Source organism: Hymenobacter norwichensis DSM 15439 (genome assembly GCF_000420705.1).
GTDB lineage: Bacteria > Bacteroidota > Bacteroidia > Cytophagales > Hymenobacteraceae > Hymenobacter > Hymenobacter norwichensis.
Genome location: NZ_ATVL01000006.1, coordinates 928,297 through 945,981 on the forward strand (window position 1 = coordinate 928,297; position 17,685 = coordinate 945,981).

At 56.9% G+C, this 17,685-nt stretch carries 17 protein-coding genes; 6 read left to right on the plus strand and 11 right to left on the minus strand.

What is annotated here, in order from left to right:
- Positions 1-41: 41 nt before the first annotated feature.
- Entirely contained in the window at positions 42-617 is a 576-nt protein-coding gene (locus G536_RS0105180) for a ribonuclease HII (RefSeq protein ID WP_022822523.1), read from the plus strand.
- A 69-nt stretch (positions 618-686) separates the two neighbouring features.
- Here the strand turns inward: G536_RS0105180 and G536_RS0105185 are convergent, their stop codons facing one another.
- From G536_RS0105185 to G536_RS0105195, 3 genes are read right to left on the minus strand one after another with little or no spacing between them, the layout of a single operon-like run.
- Positions 687-1,112, minus strand: a complete 426-nt coding sequence (locus tag G536_RS0105185; protein WP_022822524.1) for a response regulator — start codon at positions 1,110-1,112, stop codon at positions 687-689.
- A gap of 53 nt (positions 1,113-1,165) precedes the next feature.
- Entirely contained in the window at positions 1,166-2,716 is a 1,551-nt protein-coding gene (locus G536_RS26375; protein WP_022822525.1) for a HAMP domain-containing histidine kinase, read from the minus strand.
- 50 nt (positions 2,717-2,766) lie between these two features.
- Positions 2,767-3,132: a CZB domain-containing protein gene (locus G536_RS0105195; RefSeq protein WP_022822526.1), complete on the minus strand. Its 366-nt coding sequence runs from the start codon at positions 3,130-3,132 to the stop codon at positions 2,767-2,769.
- 214 nt (positions 3,133-3,346) lie between these two features.
- On the opposite strand from G536_RS0105195, the gene gcvT reads away from it, so the two are divergent.
- Together gcvT and G536_RS0105205 are read left to right on the plus strand one after the other, a co-directional pair.
- Positions 3,347-4,447 (plus strand): glycine cleavage system aminomethyltransferase GcvT, encoded by a 1,101-nt coding sequence (gene gcvT, locus G536_RS0105200; protein WP_022822527.1) that lies wholly within the window; start codon positions 3,347-3,349, stop codon positions 4,445-4,447.
- A gap of 77 nt (positions 4,448-4,524) precedes the next feature.
- Positions 4,525-5,235, plus strand: coding sequence for a 2-phosphosulfolactate phosphatase (locus G536_RS0105205; protein WP_022822528.1), 711 nt, complete (start codon positions 4,525-4,527; stop codon positions 5,233-5,235).
- Positions 5,236-5,262: 27 nt separating this feature from the next.
- Here the strand turns inward: G536_RS0105205 and G536_RS0105210 are convergent, their stop codons facing one another.
- Positions 5,263-5,589, minus strand: coding sequence for a nucleotide pyrophosphohydrolase (locus tag G536_RS0105210; RefSeq protein ID WP_022822529.1), 327 nt, complete (start codon positions 5,587-5,589; stop codon positions 5,263-5,265).
- 91 nt (positions 5,590-5,680) lie between these two features.
- The gene (dtd, locus tag G536_RS0105215; RefSeq protein WP_022822530.1) at positions 5,681-6,127 is read right to left on the minus strand and encodes a D-aminoacyl-tRNA deacylase; all 447 of its coding nucleotides are present in this window, start codon (positions 6,125-6,127) and stop codon (positions 5,681-5,683) included.
- Positions 6,128-6,267: 140 nt separating this feature from the next.
- Here dtd and G536_RS0105220 point away from each other — a divergent pair, with 140 nt between their 5' ends.
- Positions 6,268-7,809 (plus strand): hypothetical protein, encoded by a 1,542-nt coding sequence (locus G536_RS0105220; RefSeq protein ID WP_022822531.1) that lies wholly within the window; start codon positions 6,268-6,270, stop codon positions 7,807-7,809.
- Positions 7,810-7,895: 86 nt separating this feature from the next.
- On the opposite strand, the gene mltG is transcribed toward G536_RS0105220, so the two are convergent.
- The 4 genes from mltG to G536_RS26380 form a co-directional block, all read right to left on the minus strand.
- Positions 7,896-8,957, minus strand: a complete 1,062-nt coding sequence (gene mltG / locus G536_RS0105225) for an endolytic transglycosylase MltG (RefSeq protein WP_022822532.1) — start codon at positions 8,955-8,957, stop codon at positions 7,896-7,898.
- 165 nt (positions 8,958-9,122) lie between these two features.
- Positions 9,123-10,613 (minus strand): helix-turn-helix domain-containing protein, encoded by a 1,491-nt coding sequence (locus tag G536_RS0105230; protein ID WP_026879848.1) that lies wholly within the window; start codon positions 10,611-10,613, stop codon positions 9,123-9,125.
- Between the two features lie 212 nt (positions 10,614-10,825).
- Positions 10,826-11,998, minus strand: coding sequence for a ribonuclease D (locus tag G536_RS0105235; protein ID WP_022822534.1), 1,173 nt, complete (start codon positions 11,996-11,998; stop codon positions 10,826-10,828).
- A 162-nt stretch (positions 11,999-12,160) separates the two neighbouring features.
- Positions 12,161-12,628, minus strand: coding sequence for a hypothetical protein (locus G536_RS26380; protein WP_022822535.1), 468 nt, complete (start codon positions 12,626-12,628; stop codon positions 12,161-12,163).
- A gap of 222 nt (positions 12,629-12,850) precedes the next feature.
- Between G536_RS26380 and G536_RS26385 the strand changes: the two genes are divergently transcribed.
- Both G536_RS26385 and G536_RS0105250 read left to right on the plus strand, forming a co-directional pair.
- Positions 12,851-13,117, plus strand: coding sequence for a hypothetical protein (locus G536_RS26385; RefSeq protein ID WP_022822536.1), 267 nt, complete (start codon positions 12,851-12,853; stop codon positions 13,115-13,117).
- A 113-nt stretch (positions 13,118-13,230) separates the two neighbouring features.
- Positions 13,231-15,825: a M14 family metallopeptidase gene (locus tag G536_RS0105250; protein ID WP_022822537.1), complete on the plus strand. Its 2,595-nt coding sequence runs from the start codon at positions 13,231-13,233 to the stop codon at positions 15,823-15,825.
- Positions 15,826-15,997: 172 nt separating this feature from the next.
- On the opposite strand, the gene G536_RS0105255 is transcribed toward G536_RS0105250, so the two are convergent.
- Both G536_RS0105255 and G536_RS0105260 read right to left on the minus strand, forming a co-directional pair.
- Positions 15,998-16,315, minus strand: coding sequence for a hypothetical protein (locus tag G536_RS0105255; protein ID WP_022822538.1), 318 nt, complete (start codon positions 16,313-16,315; stop codon positions 15,998-16,000).
- Positions 16,316-16,424: 109 nt separating this feature from the next.
- On the minus strand, positions 16,425-17,660 hold the full coding sequence (locus G536_RS0105260) for an S-adenosylmethionine:tRNA ribosyltransferase-isomerase (RefSeq protein ID WP_022822539.1): 1,236 nt from the start codon (positions 17,658-17,660) through the stop codon (positions 16,425-16,427).
- Between the last annotated feature and the right edge of the window lie 25 nt (positions 17,661-17,685).

A 17,685-nucleotide genomic window follows, 5' to 3' on the forward strand; every position in this document is an offset into this window, starting at 1 on the left:
TTTTTTAGTGCGGGCTACTGAGCTTGCAGTACCTTTGAAGTATGTTGCTTGCCTCTTACACCGGCCAACCCTTCGAAGCTGGCCTCGATGAAGCCGGGCGAGGCTGTTTAGCTGGGCCGGTATTTGCCGCCGCCGTTATTCTGCCCGCCGATTTCAACCCACAATACCTCAACGATTCCAAGCAGCTCAGTGCTAAGCGCCGAGCCGTGCTACGGCCCATCATCTGCCAAGAGGCAGTGGCTTGGGCAGTAGCTGAAGCATCACCAACCGAAATTGCCAGGCTCAATATTGCGCAGGCTAGTTATCTGGCTATGCACCGAGCTGTAGCAGCATTGGGGGTACCACCCACCCATTTGGCAGTGGATGGCAACCGATTTCGACCTTACGAAGGGATGGCCCATACTTGCCTGATTAAGGGGGATGCACACTACCGGCACATTGCGGCGGCCTCCATCTTGGCTAAAACCTTCCGCGACGAGCGGATGATGGAGCTAGCCGAGCAATACCCAGAATACGGTTGGGCGCAAAATGCGGGGTATCCTACACTAAGCCACCGCGCCGCCATCCGTACACACGGCCCCACCGAGCATCACCGTATGGGTTTCCGTTTGCTATAGAGGGTGAATTGGTAAATGCGCAAGTTGCGCAGCTCGAGCAGAAAATGCACGGCTTCACTACCTCGTCAATCAGCCTTTCATCTTCAGCAAATCTAGGAACAGGCTGAAGCCGTCTACGGTGGAACCACCTTCGCCGAAACTATCGAAGTTCAGAGGCTTAATGATGTAGCCACTTACAGCTAGGCTCTGCGCTTTAAATCGGTCGGTGTCGAGGTCGGAAGTGGTCATGATGAACACGTTCAGGCCTACAAACTCGGGGTCGGAGCGGAGCTGTTCCAATAGCTCTAGGCCGTTCATGCGCGGCATGTTGATGTCGAGCATTACAACGTTGGGCAGCTCTATTTTCTCCTGGCCTGCTTCGCCGCGCAGCATATTGAGTGCCTCACGGCCGTTGCGGGCAATGGTAAGTGGTACGTCGATGTTGTTTTTGCGCAATTCGCGCTGCACGTTCATGATGTCCATTTGGTCGTCTTCGACCAAGAGTATACTAGCCATAACAGGTGTTGGTTGGAAAGGAAGGAAGCGGAAAAGAGCCCGTAGGCTACCGCCTATACGGTCGGGGCCGAATTTGGTGCTGAAATCGTGGCGGTGGCTTGTGGCTTAGTACCTGCCCGGCTCTGGCGGGGCCACGTAAAGCGGAACGTAGCTCCTTCTCCTTCCTTCGATTCCACGTGAATAGTACCGCCCTGGCCTTCCACTATCTTCTTGACAATGGCCAACCCTACGCCCGTACTTTCCAGGGTGTCGCGCTCCGTGAGGGTCTGGAAAATCACGAAGATTCGCTCATGATACTCTTGGGCAATGCCGGGTCCATCGTCCGTTACCGAGAAAGTATAGAACCGGGCATCTTCCACGCAGGCAATCTGCACGGTGCCCGTTTCAGGGTGGTTGTGGTATTTGGCAGCGTTACTGATGAGGTTGGTAAACACTTGCTGAAGCTGCACCCGGTTGGTAACTAGAGTAGGTAGGTAAAACGGCAGCTCCACCTCGAAACCTTCCGGCAGATTCAATGAATCAATAATTTCACGCAGCAGCTGCCGCACAAAAACCGGCTCGTCGGCCTGGGGCGTGCGACCCACGCGGGCCAAGTCTAAAATGCCAGTAACCAGCTGCTCCATGCGCTTCACGCGCACTCGCATCAGCACCAGAAACTCCCGAATGTGGGCGGGCGTATCCTGGCCCATATCTTCCTCAATCCAGCGCGAAGCACTTTCGATACCGCGCAATGGCGCTTTCAGGTCGTGCGACACCACGTAGGCAAACTGGTCGAGTTCTTGGTTGCGCCGTTCCAGCTGCGTAATGTTGCTGTCGATGGTAGTAGCCATCTGGTTGAGAGAGGCCGCTAGTTCACTCAACTCGTCGCCATCGGTATCCTTGATAGAGGTTTGATACTGACCCGCCGCAATGCGCGACGACAGCGTAACCATGGTTTGAATACGGCGGCCAATCAGGCGGATAATGTAGGTGGCCCATAACAGCCCCAGCAGAATGGCCAGCAGCGTGATACCCACCGAAATCAGCCGGGTTTCAGTGATGCTTTCCTGTAACCGAGTGCTTTGCTTGGTTCGTTGCTTCTGCTCTTCCCGGTCGAAGCCAGCAAACAGCACCCGAATCTGGTCCATCATATACTTGCCCTGCAGGCTCTCGGCCAGCTGTCGATGGGGTACGCTTTGGAGGCCTTCCTGCATGGGGTTGCGGCGCAGAGCTTCCCGCTTTTCGCTGATAAGCAAATGCGAGTAACTCAGCCAGTCGCGGAACATCTGCCGGGCCCGCACAATGCGCGCATACTGGGCACTTTTAGGCGGCAGCTCGGAAAGCAACACGCTGAAATTGTTGAGCAGGTACCGCTCACCCTGATGGTAGGGCTCCAATACTTCCTCCTTGCCCACTAGCATGTACCCCCGAAAGCCGGTTTCCATGTCCACGATGTTGCGCAGCAGGGTGGAGGCATCGGTGAAGACGCGCTGCGAGGCCTGCACCTGCCGGGCGTTGCGCAGCACCTTACGGGAAAGCTGGTAGTTGATAAACACCACCCCCACGAACAGCAGCGAAATGACCAGAAAGCCGGCAAAGAGTTTGGTGGAAATCTTCAGCTTCATGCGGGCTATATGGCAAGGGTATAAATGCGCCGGGCAGAAAGATCTACTGCCTATTGCGCCCTACGCAGCTTCTGCTCCATAGTTCGCATCAGGGCAGTTATCTGGTCGGCAAGCTGTTCCACGGCGGGCAATGCGGCCAAGGCTGGCTCCACCTGCCCGCGGGCGTGCAGGTCCATTAGGCGGTTGGCTTCCTGATGAATCCGGACGTGTAGGCGGTCCAACTCGCGCGACTCCGGCAAATGCCCATACGGTCCGAGTGCCCGGTCTCGAATCCAGTGGCCAAAGTTGCACTGGGCTGGGTCACGGATGGGGCCCTGGCTGGTGCCACTCCCGTATAAGTAGGAGCGCAACTTCGATTTGAATAGCAGGTGCTTCACTACAGCCGATTCAAAATCTTGCTTAAGCTCGTCGTTCATGGGGAGGTAGCCGCTGCGGCAGGGCTGGTAATAAATGTAAAATAACAGGGAGAGAGGCCGAAAACTAACCGGCCAGAACTCAAAGATACTAGGACAAAGGCCGTGGTAGTAGCCCGCCCCACGGAATTAGCTAATTTCGCCGTGGCTTACTGCTTATACCGCCTTCTAGTTGAGCTTAAGCTGCCTAACTGCCCTCATTCCCCAATCCGAAATAATGGCTGAAGACCTCAAAACCGTTGTCCTAAATGATGTTCACCAGCAGCTAGGCGCCAAGATGGTGCCGTTTGCCGGCTACAATATGCCCGTGCGCTATTCCTCCGACCTCGACGAGCACCACACCGTCCGCCGGGCCGTGGGCATCTTCGACGTGTCGCACATGGGCGAGTTTCGGGTGCGTGGCCCGCAGGCCCTCGACCTGATTCAGCGCGTAACCAGCAACGACGCCAGTAAGCTCACCGACGGCAAGGCCCAGTATTCGTGCTTGCCCAATCAGGAAGGCGGCATCGTGGATGATTTGCTGGTGTACAAGCTAGCCGATGAGGACTACCTATTGGTGGTAAACGCCTCCAACATCGACAAAGATTGGAACTGGATTCAGCAGCACAACACAGCCGGCGCGGAAATGGAAAACGTGTCCGACGACATCAGCCTGTTTGCCGTGCAAGGCCCTAAAGCCGTAGCCACGCTACAACCCCTGACCGACGTGGACCTGAGTGCCATCCCGTATTATTCGTTCGTGCAGGGTACGTTTGCGGGTGCACCGAATGTCATCATATCCGCCACAGGCTACACCGGGGCCGGCGGTTTCGAGCTGTACGTACCCAACGAGCACGCTCGGCAGGTGTGGGACAAGGTAATGGAAGCCGGCCAGCCCCACGGCCTAAAACCCATCGGCCTGGGTGCCCGCGACACGTTGCGCCTGGAAATGGGCTACTGCCTCTATGGTAACGACATCAACGACGAAACATCTCCGCTGGAAGCTGGCCTAGGCTGGATTACCAAGTTCAGCAAGGACTTCACCAATGCCGATAACCTGAAAAAGCAGAAGGAAACCGGTGTGGAGCGCAAGCTGGTGGGCTTCCTCATGGACGGTCCTGGCATTCCGCGTGGGCACTACGAGCTGGTGAACGAAGCCGGCGAAAAGGTAGGCGACGTCACCAGCGGCACCCAGTCGCCTTCGCTCAGCAAAGGTATCGGGTTGGGCTACGTGCAAACCGAGCTGAGCGCGCCCGGTAGCAAGATTTTCGTGCAGGTGCGCGGCAAAAACCTTCCCGCTACAGTGGTGAAGCTGCCGTTCGTGTCGGGCACGGAATAGTAGCTGGAGGTTGGGAGCTAGAAGCGTCATGCTCTCAACTTCTGTCTTCTAGCTTCTATACTTCTAGTTTCTACTCGATGCCCTCTTTTGATATTTGCTTTTCCCCGGAGCTGCTGCCGCTTTACGACCTACGCGGGCGGGTAGCGGTAGTGGTTGATATTCTTCGGGCCACCTCATCCATTGTAACGGCACTGGCGCAGGGTGTCACGCATTTGGTACCCGTGAGCGAGGTGGCTGACTGCCAGGCGCTGGCCTTGCAAGGCTACCTCACCGCCGCCGAGCGGGACGGCTGCCAGCTGCCCGGCGTGGACCTTGGCAACTCGCCTTTCGGGTACCTGGATGGGGTGGTGGCTGTGCGCGGCCGGTCGGTGGCCATCACCACCACCAACGGCACCCGTGCCCTGCACCTCTCGCAGGCGGCAGATGCAGTAGTAGTAGGCGCGTTCCTGAACCTAGGTGCCGTAGCCGATTTCCTGCGGGAGCAGCAGAAAGACGTAGTGGTGGTGTGTGCGGGCTGGAAGGGCAATTTCTGCCTAGAGGACACCCTGTTCGGTGGCGCCCTGGCCCACCACCTAGCCGCCAACTTTACCACCACCGATTCGGATGCCACCCTGGCGGCACTGGATTTGTGGCGGGCTGCGGCGTCTGATGTGGCTGGCTACCTGCTTAAATCGTCGCACGTGCGGCGGCTCAATAGTTTGGAGTCGCACAAGGACATGGAATTTTGCGTGCGTCAAAACGAGTACAACGTGGTGCCGCTGTACCACGGCGGCCAGATTACGCTGTAGTTCTGTTAGGCAGAAACCTGTTTTGTGCTACTTCAGCTTCTCGTTGTTGCGGTGCCGGTCGGTGTCGCGCAGGGTTTTCTTTTCCAGATTGCGCTGGAGGGCGTCGGTGAGGTTGACGCCGGTTTGGTTGGCTAAGCAAATCACCACGAACAGCACATCGGCTAGCTCATCGGCCAGCACTTTGTCTTTGTCGGATTCCTTGAACGACTGTTCACCGTATTGCCGGGCAATGATGCGGGCCACTTCGCCTACTTCTTCGGTGAGCATGGCCATGTTGGTTAGCTCATTGAAATAACGGATGCCGGTGGTTTGAATCCAGGCATCTACGGTCTGCTGTGCTTCGTCGATGGTCATAAGTGAGTGATATAGATTGAGTAAGGTGCCCTGCGGAGCAAGTGGCGCAGCTGGCGCATACGTCGGTTGGCGGCTGCAAACGTAGGCTACTTTACTCCTTAGTGTCTAGCACGATGGTAACGGGGCCGTCGTTGAGAAGTGCAACCTGCATATCAGCCCCAAATTCGCCGGTGGGTACGGGGTAACCTAAAAGTTGCTCTAAGCGCTGTACAAACTGCTCGTAGAGCGGAATGGCAATGGGTGGCGGTGCGGCGCCAATGTAGCTGGGGCGGTTGCCTTTGCGGGCATCGGCAAGCAACGTGAACTGGCTGACTACCAAGACCTGTCCGCCCACGTCCTGCACCGAGCGGTTCATCTTGCCTTCTTCATCGGAGAAGATGCGTAGCTGCACCAGCTTGCGCGCCATCCAGTCGAGAATGGCGGGGGTATCATCGGGCGCGAAGCCGGCTAGTACCAGCAGCCCTGGCCCAATCTGCCCAGTGATGCGCCCCTCAACAGTGACGCTGGCGTGCTGCACACGCTGAATAACGGTACGCATGTGAGTAACTGAGTAACAAAATGGCTGAATGGAACAGGGGTTTTGAGAGCTTTTCCGAAGCGGAGCTGCTGCTTGCAACGGTGCTGATGGCACCTCCCCGGCAAAACTAGCATCTTGCAACTCCATTTGCTGCCCCTGCTTTGCGTTTTACTTTCCTGGGTGTGAAGCTGCCCAATCTTCTATGGCCTGCCTTGGCGCTTATCGGCGTGGTGGCGGTGCGCCTATACGGCCTGGCGGAAGTGGCGCTGCCCGACTATGACTCTGTGCGCAACTGGCAAATAGTACAGGAGGTGGCCCACGGCAACCTGCGCAATTTGTTTCACCACGGCAGTCCAGGTTTCTCGCTGGTGTACGCTCCGGTGGCTTGGTTCACTACCGATTACCGTGTTTTTCAGCATCTGAATGCGCTGCTGGCTGTGGTAGCACTGGCCTGGTTAGTGCAGTTTGTGGGAGTTGCGGTCCGGCTAACGGCCCTTGAAAAGGCGCTGCTGCTGCTATTTGTTGGTACCTCGGTGTTTCTCACTTTCTCCGGCCGTGACTTTACCATGGGCTCGATGAGCTTGTGGGTGTTCGTTGGCATGGTGCGGGCTCATTACCGGCGGCTTCGTAACCCAAGTATGCCGGCTTTGCTTGATGTAGCGGCATGGCTGGCCCTCGGTTTAAGCGTTAACTACAAGTTTCTATTAACGCTGCCTGTGCTGCTGTTGCTGGAACTGCTGTGGGGCGGTGGCCTACTGTGGCGGCCTGTTGTGCTAACGCGGGTGTTGCTAGTGCTGGCCGTGCCTTACGTAGCGTTTGGGCTGCTGGGGGTACTCGGTGGGCTGCCGTGGTACCGTTGGCCCGCCGTGTACTATAACCTGGTTTTTCCGGGTGCCAGCAACACTGCCGGCCGCGCCGGCCATTTCCGCTTCGATGGGCTCTATTACTTGCTCTACCTCCGGGATTTTGAGTCGCCGCTGTTGTTACCGGTGTTGCTGGGTGGGGTGCTGTTGGGGCTGCGGAGTGGCTGGCAGCACGCAAGGCGGAAAGCGCAGCGCCTGAGCCTGCCAACGTATCTGGGAATATGGGCAGGCTGCTTTCTGTTAGGTATGTCGTTGCTGCTGAAGGCGCCGCGAGGGTTGCTGCTGGTATACCCGCTGTTCTACGTGCTGGCGTTTCTGGGAGTGCGCCAGCTGCTGCTCAGGGTTCGGTGGAAAGTGGTAGCCAACGCATGCTTGGCCGTTGTATTTCTGGTGGCTACGGCATTCAATCTGCACCGGATTCAGCGCGAAATTTACGCCTACATGCCCACCCACTACGGTCAACTAGCCCGGCATCTTCGGCTACGCACTCCCACGCGCCCTATTCGGATAGCAAGTACTCTCAGTTTGGGGCTGAGCCCGTTTCTCGTTAAGCTCGACACGCTGGCAGTTATAACAACTGAAGCACAACTGCCAGAATGGCGCCGAAAGCAGTTCGAGTATGTGCTGCTGGATGCCAGTTGGCGGGTCGTCAATTCGCCTTATTTCGATTCGCTGGCTCGGCAGCCTTCACTGTTCGCACTACCCGAGCCGTTGCTTACCTCACCACTGTTGTTTCTGGAGCACTCCGAGTACACCGGCCTGGGCTACCAGGAAACGCTGAAGCTTCAGCAGGCCGCCCGCCAGGATTCCCTGCAACTGCGCCTTTACCGGCTGAGGTGAGTTGGTGCAATAGTGAGTTTAATGGGCGCAAGCAACGCCAGCAGAACATCCGCCTCACTAGTTCACAACCTCACCATTTGGCTGCTTCACCGCTTTACACCTAAGCTGTCTAGGTGCTGCTGGTAGCGGCGGGCGTTTCGTTTGTGGTCGGCATAGGTTTCAGCGAAGTCGGAGTAGCCACTGCCATCGGGGCGGGCACAAAAGAACACGTACTGGTGGGCTGCGGGCTTCAGCACGGCATCTAGGCTTTGGCGGTTGGCCGAGGTGATAGGACCGGGGGGTAGACCTTTATGCTTGTAGGTGTTGTAGGGCGAATCCACCAGCTTGTCCTTGTTGAGCACCCGTTTCACCCCGAAGTTGCCGATGGCCCACAGCAGCGTGGGGTCGGCTTGCAGGCGCATATTGCGCCGGAGTCGGTTCAGGTACACGCCCGCGATAATGGGCTTGTCTTCCTTCTTGGCCGTTTCGCGTTGCACAATACTGGCCAGCACGTGCACCTGTGTGGGCGAGAGGCCCAGTGAGTCGGCGCGCTGCTGCCGCTCGGCGGTCCAGAACCGGTGGTGCGTAGCCGCGGCCGAATCCAGAAACTGCCGGGCCGAGGTATTCCAGAACAAGCGGTACGGGCCCGGTAGAAACAGCGTTAGCACGGTGGTCGTATCCAGTTGGTAGCGCTGGGTGAGGAACGCATTATTGTTGAGCAACTGGCGCAATTCTGTGGAATCGGCTTCCAACTGTAGGCTGATTTGGCGGGTGAGCTGCGGCTTGTACTTGAAAGCGTCGAGTGTGAAAGCCAAAGTGTCCTGCCGCCCAGTCAGCAGCATATCCAACAAGTCTTGGTTGCCCAGCGTGGGGTCGAGGCGGTAGCGGCCAGGGCGCACCAATTGCGGGTAATTGCGTCGTTCGGCCAGCCACTCAAAGGTGCGTAAATCGCGCAGCAGCTCGTGGCGCCGCAACGAATCCAATACTGCCGGGTAACCGGTGCCCGTTCGGATATACAGATAGCCTGCGCCGTAAGGCGACACTGCTACATTGGGCTGCCACAGGATGCGCCAGGTACCGTACGTGGCGCCCCCGACGAGCAGCAATGCAGTCAGCAGTACGTACCACAGCCAGCGGCGGGAAGCGGAAGCAGGTTTCGGGTCAGGCAAAAGTTAAAAGTCTGGTAGGCGAATCAGCTATACCCCGAAACCAGCTGCGTAGTTCCGTGTAAAACTTTGGTGGCGGCCGTTGCTACCCTGGCTAAGGAAGCCGGTCAACGGCTGTCTCATCTGCCTTGGCCGGACGCTTCCGGGGCTGTGGGTAACAGTATGAGGCTAAATATCGGCATTAACCAGCGCGGCAATGGCAGCTTCGGTTTCCCGTTGCCGGGCCCGGCGCTCGATTTCCAGCGGTTCAGCGGCGCGCACCTCACAGTTCGGAATCTGGCACCGTTCACAGGTTTCATTCACTGTTCGTTGCGGAATCAGGCCGTCGTCGTAGAACTGAATTCTCTGGCGTAGGTTTTCATCCACCAGCAGCCCCACGGTAACGCTCACGGCGGGCTCGGTGGGGCCAGCTGCTCGCGCCAGCGTCAAACACAAATATTCGTCGTTGTTGGGGTAGCGGGAGCGTTGCGCGCCCATCACAAAGGCCGGCACCTCAGTAGTCGCCTGGCGCCGCGCTTCCTGTACCATCCGAATAGATACCCAGCGCCGGCAGTAATGCTCGTGCAGCTCGTTGCCGTGGGGGTTGTGTAGGCGCGACAAGTGCAACTCCTTGCTGAGCTTGTAGCCCTCATCCGTCTCACTGGATTGGTCGAAACGCAAAAAAAACAGGCTTTGCAGCCCGAAATGCCGAGGTAGCAAATTGGTGAGCCGCTGCATAAACATCTCCGGCGACACATCATAGCGCGCAAGCAGGGCTGCTAGCCCGGCCGGTACCCAGCCGGGTAAGCTGAAAAACTGCTGCAAGTCGCGCACCAGGCTTTCTTCTTCCATCAGCAGCGCGCCGGCGAAATACGAGGCCTTGAAGTTGTTGAGTACCTCCTCGAAAGAGCGCACCGGGAACGTGGCATTCACGTAGGGCCGCTCTTTCAGGCCCAGATAATTGAAGGCTACTTCCCGGCCCAGCACAAACGCTTCCTGCGCCTTGGAGAGACCGGGCCGCAACAGCAAGCAACGGGTTCTGGGCTGGAACACCGACCGGAGCCGCCCCAATGACTTGTAGTTGGCCAGCTTGGTGCGGTTGAGGGTATAGCCGTACTTCTCCACCAGTACACGCTCTAGCTGCGTGGTGTCGAAGGGGGCGGTAGTGGTCAGATTCTCTTCCACGCAAAACGTCCGCACATCCTGCTCCAGGTCTTCGAAATAGTTGTCGTGCATCTCCTGGTAGGAGCGCAAGGCTGCTAGAAAGAAGTTCTCCTGGCGCATTTCGAAATTGCGGGCTATTTCGAAAAGCGTGCTGATGAAGGCATTCATCTTAGCCGGTGCATCGGCAATCAGCTCCACAATTCGAATAGGGTCGAGGCCGTACATTTCCAGCGGAAACTCTTTGAGCACATCCGACTGCAATAACTCCGATATGGGCTCTAGGCGACGGCTCAGCGTGAGCGAAGTCAGCTGGTCGTAGCTGACGCCAAGTACTTTGCTGAGGCTCAGTATTTTGTCGGCCTTTGGGTATTTTTTGCCTTTCTCTATCTCATTCAGGTACGAAACAGATACGTCGCAGGCGCGCGCCATTTCGGCGGGGGTGAAGCCGCGTTCCTGGCGCAACTCGCGCAATTTCAATCCGAAAATCAACCGGACAACCTGACCGTGGCTTAGCATAGACAATAGGGCGCGAAAAGGGTTTCGCGAAGAAACGAGAGCAGAGCATGCGGTAGCTCACGGGCACACAACCCGCTGAGCGTCCGTCTGCAAAGAACAGAATTTCGGAGGGTTTCTTGCGGGCTGCAAATAAAAAAGACCGGCTTGGTAGCCAGTCTTTTTTATTTGGGGGCTTTCTTGAAGCGGCGTTTCAGCGTTGCTGACCTTGTGCGTTAAAAGGGCTGCGCTACTAATTCGTAATTCAAGTTGTGGCGCTCAGCTGTTTCGCGCAAAATGGTTTTCTGCCAGGGGCGCAATACCTGCTCGGCTCCTAGCTCAATGATGTCGGCTACCAAGCGGTTAGAGAGTACTAGGTTGGCCACAAACCCGTTGATATCGGTGGTGACGTGCGTTTTTAGCTGCGTCAGGAATTGCTCACGGGCATCGGCACGGGCCGCCTTTTCACCGGTGAGGCGCCGCCGAAACGGAAACCGCCGTTGCTCAGCTGGTAGAGTTGGCTCCGGTGCCGGCACGAAATCGTCGGCAGAAAGTGCCGCTAGTTGCTCCAGGTAAGGAGTGCGCTTCAGTTCCGGATGCAGGCCTCGGGCTGCTTTCCATGCGTTGAGGTTGCGGGGCAAGTCACGCACTAATTCGGGCAGCCGCTCATTGGCAAATACCATGTACGGCGGCCGGTCGATCTGCCGGGCCACTTGGTCGCGGAGCAAGTACAGGTCGCGGAACAAGGGCAACTCTTGGGGCAGAATCCGGTATTTGCCGGCCATACGCAGATACGGCCGCTCGTCGCGGGAGTAGCGCACGTCCTCTAATGCTGCGTTTTCCTCTTCGGCCCAGTGCGTGCGGCCCAAGGCAGCCAGCTTGTCGCGCAACCGGTCGGTCAGCTCAAACAAATACAGGACGTCGTTGGCGGCATACTGCATTTGGGCCTCTGTAAGGGGGCGCTTCAACCAGTTGGACTTCTGCTCACCCTTGTCTACTTCAATTCCTAGCTCAGACTGAATCAGGCGGCCCAAGGAAATGTTGTTGTCGGCTTCGGCCAGCAGGGTGTATTGCACACTGGTATCCACAATGTTGCGCACGTGCACTCCGTACAGCTCATCGAGCAGCAGAATATCAGACTTGCAGCTGTGAAACACTTTGGCAACTGCTGGGTCACGCAGGATCAGCCAGAGCGGCTCCAGGTCGTGTGCTGGGTTAGTTAGCGGCAGCGGGTCAATAAGATAAGGCGTCTGACCGTCGAAAATCTGAATCAAGGCCAGATTACGGCCGTACCGGTGGCGCATATCATCAAACTCCAGGTCGATGGCAATGCGTGGGGCCGTCCGTAGAATGTCGGCGGCGTGTTGCACCTCGGCCGCTGTGGTCAGGTACTGGATGGGGTTTGACATTCAGGGAAGAGGGAAAGGGACGGAGTGCGGCGCTACTGCCGCTTGGTATAGACTGCGTTGATGCAGGTAAAGGTAGGTATGACGAATAAGCAAACCCAACGCCAAGTGGGGGGAATATACTACTACAGCTAATTAAACGCTGAAAATAGCGAGACAAACTGGCTAGTCTTCGTCCTCGTCGTCGTGCGTGAAGTCAAGCTCTTGGGTCAAGGCGAGGGCTTCGTGAATAACTTCTTCCATTAATGGCTGCGAATCAGCATCGAGCGTGCGCTCAAAAAGGTGTAGCAGTTGCTCACCTTCTTCGTTCACGTAGAGGTTGGTGTAAAGCCTCTCAAAATGCTTCACCTCTTTCTGAATAATAGCGTCGATTTCGGTGGCGGAACGCGCGCCCAACGCCCGGTGCAGTACGGCCAGTACTTGCCGGCTTTCATCATGGTCACCAAGGTCGGCTAGCAATTGGAGCAAGCTCATGGCCACGCCTAGCCGCACCCGCTCAAACCGAAACGACAAATCAGGGTTTTTGGCGCGGCGGAAATCATCGTAGGCCGCCAGGGTAGCGGGGGTGAGGTAGCGGCTGGGGTCGGGCACGCGGCTGAAGGCGGCGCGCAATAATTCTTCGTAGGCAGACATGCAGGAGAAAAAAGGGCCGACCCGTCAACTAGTAACTACCGCCGGCTTATATTAGCAAATATTGCTGGGCAAAAAGACGCTCCAGTACTCGTGCGGCCAAAGGTACGATGGGAATCTGAGCGTGCCGATGCCGTGTAGCAGCTGTTCCTTGCTATCTTTGGTAGCTGTGCTGCTGGGTAGCACCACCGTTTGTTTCCCCCTATTCTCTATTTACTGCTTGTCATGACCCATAAGAAAAAATGGTTGTTGTTTGCTCCTAGTGGGTTGATGGTCATCGGGTTGGGTTCGTGTTTAGTGCAATGGGCCGCCGCCAAGAAAGAGCGGGGCGAGCCAGCTACCGACTGGGTGGTAGCTGGCACTGTAGCCTTGTGCGTGCTCAATGCGGGCGTCAGCTTGTTTGGTCGCGGCGTGGCCGAAAGCGTGCTATATCAAGTGCGTGAACAAGAGCAGGAAGACGACTTCGATTATAGCAACGTGCCGCGCTTCTAGCCTGAAATTAATACGTTGAATTGTACGAAAAGCCCGCTGGTATCTGTGCCAACGGGCTTTTTGTACGCTGGCTGCTGGTGGCTGACTTTTCTTTCTGCTCTTTCTCTTGACCGATGTATCCATTCTACTTACTGAGTACCCGCGTTTACCTGCGGGTGTTGTTTTTGCTGTTGCTGCCACTGGCCAGCTTTGCCCAAACCGCGCCGGCTGCACTCGAAGCCGGGCCGTTGCTCACGCCCAGCCAGTTTCTGGGATACCCACTGGGCAGCCGCTTCACGCCCCACGCCGACTTGTTGCGCTACGTTGACCACGTAGTGGCCCATGCCCCTGGCCGCATGAAACGGCAGGACTACGGCCAGACTTACGAAAACCGTCGGCTGGAAGTAGTGCAGGTAGCCACACCCGAAAACTTAAGCCGCCTCGACGACATCCGCCGCAACAATTTGCGCCTAGCAGGCTTGGAAAACGGAGCTGTGCAGCGTCAGCAGCCCGCTATTGTGTGGCTGAGCTACAACATTCATGGCAACGAGGCCGTGTCGTCGGAGGCGGTGATGCAGGTACTGTATGACCTAGCGGACCCACAAAACAAGCAGACGCAGGAGTGGCTCCAGAATACGGTGGTGTTGCTCGACCCTTGCGTAAATCCTGATGGGCACGAGCGGTACGTGCAGTGGTATAACCGGGTGCGGGCTCAGATGGCCAACGCCTCGCCTTACGCCTGGGAGCACCACGAGCCCTGGCCCGGTGGCCGCTTCAACCACTATTATTTTGATTTGAACCGCGACTGGGCTTGGCAAACCCAGCAGGAAAGCCGGCAGCGCCTTACCCTATACAACCAGTGGCTGCCCCAAGTACACGCCGATTTTCATGAAATGGGCCCCGACGACCCGTACTACTTCTCGCCGGCTGCCAAACCTTACCACGAGGACATTACTGACTTTCAGCGCAAATTTCAGAACGTAATCGGTGACTACAACCGACAGGTGTTCGACCAGAACAACTGGCTGTACTTCACCCGCGAAACCTACGACCTGTTCTACCCCAGCTACGGCGACACGTACCCGTCGTTTAACGGGGCCATTGGCATGACGTATGAGCAGGGCGGCTCGGGCCGGGCAGGAGTCCGATATGCCAAGTCCGATGGCGATACCCTCACGCTGGCACAACGTATTTCGCACCACCACGCCACTAGTCTGGCTACCATCCGGGCCACGGCCGAGCGGCATAATGAGCTAGTGACGGAGTTTCAGAAGTACTTCACTGACGCCCGCACCAAGCCTCATGGCTCCTATAAGTCGTTCGTGGTGTCGGGCGCCGGCGACCCTGGCCAATTGAAAGCTTTCACCCAGTATTTAGAGCGGCAGCAAATTCAGTACGGCTACGCCCCGCGCCGCCTCAAAACCCGAGGCTTCGACTACAGTCTGGGAAAGGAGGAAAGCGTGCAGATAGAAGCGCAGGATGTGGTAGTGAGCATGTATCAGCCTAAATCGACGCTGGTAAAGGTGCTGTTTGAGCCGCGCCCAGCCCTCGAAGACTCCCTTACTTACGATATTACTGCCTGGGCACTGCCGTACTCGTTTGGCTTGAAAGCGTATGCGCTCAAAGATAAATTGGCAGTTTCCGCTACCACGCCGGCCAAGGGCACTTCTGCTGTAGTAGCTGGTAACTCACAACCGGCAACCGACAGACCTTATGCGTACGTAGCACGTTGGAACAATTTGCAGGATGTGCGTTTCCTGAGCCGACTGTTGCAGCAGCGGGTGAAGGTGCGCGTAGCCGGTCGGGCTTTCGAGTCGGAGGGGCAGCAGTATCAGCCGGGCACACTGGTGATTACGCGCACCGGCAACGAAAGCCTTGGCAGCCGCTTCGACCAGTTGGTGCGTACCCAAGCCGACTCGGCCGGCGTGACGGTGCAAGCTGTGAAGTCGGGCTTCTCCACTTCCGGAGCCGATTTAGGTTCCGGCTACGTGCGCAACGTGGCACGCCCCACCATTGCAGTAGTAGGAGGCGAAGGTGTTTCGCCCACGGCTTTCGGGGAGGTATGGCACTTCTTTGAGCAGCAGATTGGCTACCCCGTTACGGTGCTGGGCTCCGACTATCTGCGTAGCGTACCACTCAGCAAGTTTGACGTGCTGATTTTGCCCGACGGTGACTATTCGGAAATGTATTCGGAACGCAGCTTGGAGGCCCTGAAAACCTGGGTTCGGGGCGGTGGCCGGCTGATTGCCTTGGAAGGCGCCGCTGCCTTTTTAGCGGGCAAAAAAGATTTCCTGCTCAAAACGAAGTCCACTGATTCGGTGGCCAACCGAAAGGCCAACCCATACCGCCTGTTGAAACCCTACGCTAGCGCAGAGCGGGAGCAAATTGGGGAGCGGGTGCAAGGCAGTGTCTACCGCGTCCAACTCGACAACACCCATCCATTAGCTTTTGGCTACGGCCCCACCTATTACGCCCTGATTCGTGATACGATCAACTACCGGTTTCTGGGCGAAGGTGGCTGGAATGTGGGTGTGCTAAAGCGTAACAACTACGCCGCAGGTTTTGCCGGCCGGCAGGCCCAGCGTAAGCTCACTGATACATTCGTGCTCGGGGCGCAGGAGATGGGCCGCGGCCAGGTGATTTACCTCGCCGATAATCCGTTGTTCCGCGGTTTCTGGCAAGGCGGCAAGCTACTCTTCGGCAATGCCTTGTTTTTCGTGGGCCAATAGCTGTTTGTTGGCTACGAACTGAAACAAGTCTGGTGTGGTATGCAATTCACACCACAACAAGAAAGGCTTGCCAGATGGCAAGCCTTTCTTGTTGATACAACTGATTGAAGTTGCCGAACTTCTCGTTTGTAAAAGCTATGAAATTCGCTTCAAATCGTGCCTATTCGGGCTACTAATCTACTACGTCTTCGGCTTTGTTTTTCACGGCTTTAGCACCTTTCTTCACCGCTTTACCGGTTTTCTTGGCACCTTTTTCAACGGCGTTACCCGTCTTTTTGCCGGCGTACTTTACGTCTTCTTTTGTGTTGTAGGCTTTCTGACCTGCCTCGGTGCGGCCCGTACGGGTTTCCGTTTTCATGGTACCATTGTCGCGTACAGTAGTGGTGGCTTTAGCGCCGGTGGCTTCGTCGCGTACTACTACTTTGTCGCCTTGGGCGAAGGCTGCGGTGGAGAAAGCTGCGGCAGCAAGCAGCATTAGGATCTTTTTCATGGTTGTAAGGAAGAGGCTATTTAGCGAACCTCGGTCCTTATACGGCGCCCGTAGAATAGGTTGCATATGGTTCAGGTTCCAAGTTGTTCGACTGCTGCACTGACATATGTTAAGGAAGCAGCAATGAACTGTCGCCATAACTTAGAAAGCGGTAGTTATTAGCCAACGCATGGTCGTAGACGCGGCGCCAATCGGGGCCGAGTAACGCTGCTACCAGCAACAGTAGCGTGCTTTCGGGTTGATGAAAATTGGTAACTAGCCCTTGTATCACTCGGAACTGATAGCCTGGCGCAATGAGTAGCTGAGTGGTAGCGTACAAGGACTCAAGCTGCTGCTCGTGCAGATAGGTAAGCAAAGCATATAGCGCATCGCCAGTGGGTAGAGTAGAACCCGGCTCGTAAGGCTGCCATTGCCCCACGTGCGGCAATGAGTCGGCAGTTAGTAGGCCAGCATCAGCCTGCACCCCCAGCCAATAAAGGCTTTCCAGCGTGCGGAGGCTGGTGGTACCCACCGCAATTATTGGCCGTTGATCGTGCGCAAGCAACTGCCGCAGTACCTGTGCCTCCACTACAAATGGCTCACCGTGCATGGCATGGCCTGCCATCCGGTCGGCTTTCACAGGCTGAAACGTACCGGCCCCTACATGCAGCGTAACGTGGGCCGTGGTAGTGCCCTGCTCTGCTAGGTGGGTTAGCACCTCATCAGAAAAATGTAGGCCGGCAGTGGGAGCCGCTACGGCGCCTTCGTGCGCGGCGTATACGGTTTGGTAGCGCACTGCATCGGCCTCGGTGTCGTCGCGGTTGAGGTAGGGGGGAAGCGGCAAATGGCCGGCTCCACGCAGCACTTCAGCAAAAGGCAAAGTAGCGGGCTGCCAGTGGAAGTTGACCAGCGAATATCCATCCGTGGCTTCCAGCCGCTCAGCCGTGAGTGTGGCCGGTTGCCCTTGGGCCGTAAACTCGAGCAGGACTGGGCCACTTTTCCAGCGTTTGCCGTTACCAACTAGGCATTTCCAAACAGACTCACCGGTCTGCTGCATGGCCAGCTCCACGGCGCGGTGCGGGGCTACGGGCTCCAGACAGAATAGCTCCACCTGCCCACCGGTAGGTTTGTGGCAGAATAGCCGCGCCTGTACCACTTTGGTGTCGTTGAAGACTAGAAGCGAGTTGGCAGGCAGCTCCTGCGGCAGATGATTGAATACTTGGTCGGTGATATGGCCCACCCGGTACACCAGCAGCTTCGACTGGTCCCGGTTGGGTAGAGGAGCTGGGGCTATCCGCTCCGGCGGCAGCGTATAAGTATAATCGAAGATGGAAATAGAGCGTGGGTCGGGAGTGGTAGCGGACATATCACAAAGGTAGAACCACCGCGCC

Bases quoted from the DNA above. Each gene is read 5' to 3' on its own strand.
- G536_RS0105180 (WP_022822523.1), top strand. From the start codon at position 42: ATGTTGCTTGCCTCTTACACCGGCCAACCCTTCGAAGCTGGCCTCGAT.
- G536_RS0105185 (WP_022822524.1), bottom strand. From the start codon at position 1,112: ATGGCTAGTATACTCTTGGTCGAAGACGACCAAATGGACATCATGAAC.
- G536_RS26375 (WP_022822525.1), bottom strand. From the start codon at position 2,716: ATGAAGCTGAAGATTTCCACCAAACTCTTTGCCGGCTTTCTGGTCATT.
- G536_RS0105195 (WP_022822526.1), bottom strand. From the start codon at position 3,132: ATGAACGACGAGCTTAAGCAAGATTTTGAATCGGCTGTAGTGAAGCAC.
- gcvT (WP_022822527.1), top strand. From the start codon at position 3,347: ATGGCTGAAGACCTCAAAACCGTTGTCCTAAATGATGTTCACCAGCAG.
- G536_RS0105205 (WP_022822528.1), top strand. From the start codon at position 4,525: ATGCCCTCTTTTGATATTTGCTTTTCCCCGGAGCTGCTGCCGCTTTAC.
- G536_RS0105210 (WP_022822529.1), bottom strand. From the start codon at position 5,589: ATGACCATCGACGAAGCACAGCAGACCGTAGATGCCTGGATTCAAACC.
- dtd (WP_022822530.1), bottom strand. From the start codon at position 6,127: ATGCGTACCGTTATTCAGCGTGTGCAGCACGCCAGCGTCACTGTTGAG.
- G536_RS0105230 (WP_026879848.1), bottom strand. From the start codon at position 10,613: ATGCTAAGCCACGGTCAGGTTGTCCGGTTGATTTTCGGATTGAAATTG.
- G536_RS0105235 (WP_022822534.1), bottom strand. From the start codon at position 11,998: ATGTCAAACCCCATCCAGTACCTGACCACAGCGGCCGAGGTGCAACAC.
- G536_RS26380 (WP_022822535.1), bottom strand. From the start codon at position 12,628: ATGTCTGCCTACGAAGAATTATTGCGCGCCGCCTTCAGCCGCGTGCCC.
- G536_RS26385 (WP_022822536.1), top strand. From the start codon at position 12,851: ATGACCCATAAGAAAAAATGGTTGTTGTTTGCTCCTAGTGGGTTGATG.
- G536_RS0105250 (WP_022822537.1), top strand. From the start codon at position 13,231: ATGTATCCATTCTACTTACTGAGTACCCGCGTTTACCTGCGGGTGTTG.
- G536_RS0105255 (WP_022822538.1), bottom strand. From the start codon at position 16,315: ATGAAAAAGATCCTAATGCTGCTTGCTGCCGCAGCTTTCTCCACCGCA.
- G536_RS0105260 (WP_022822539.1), bottom strand. From the start codon at position 17,660: ATGTCCGCTACCACTCCCGACCCACGCTCTATTTCCATCTTCGATTAT.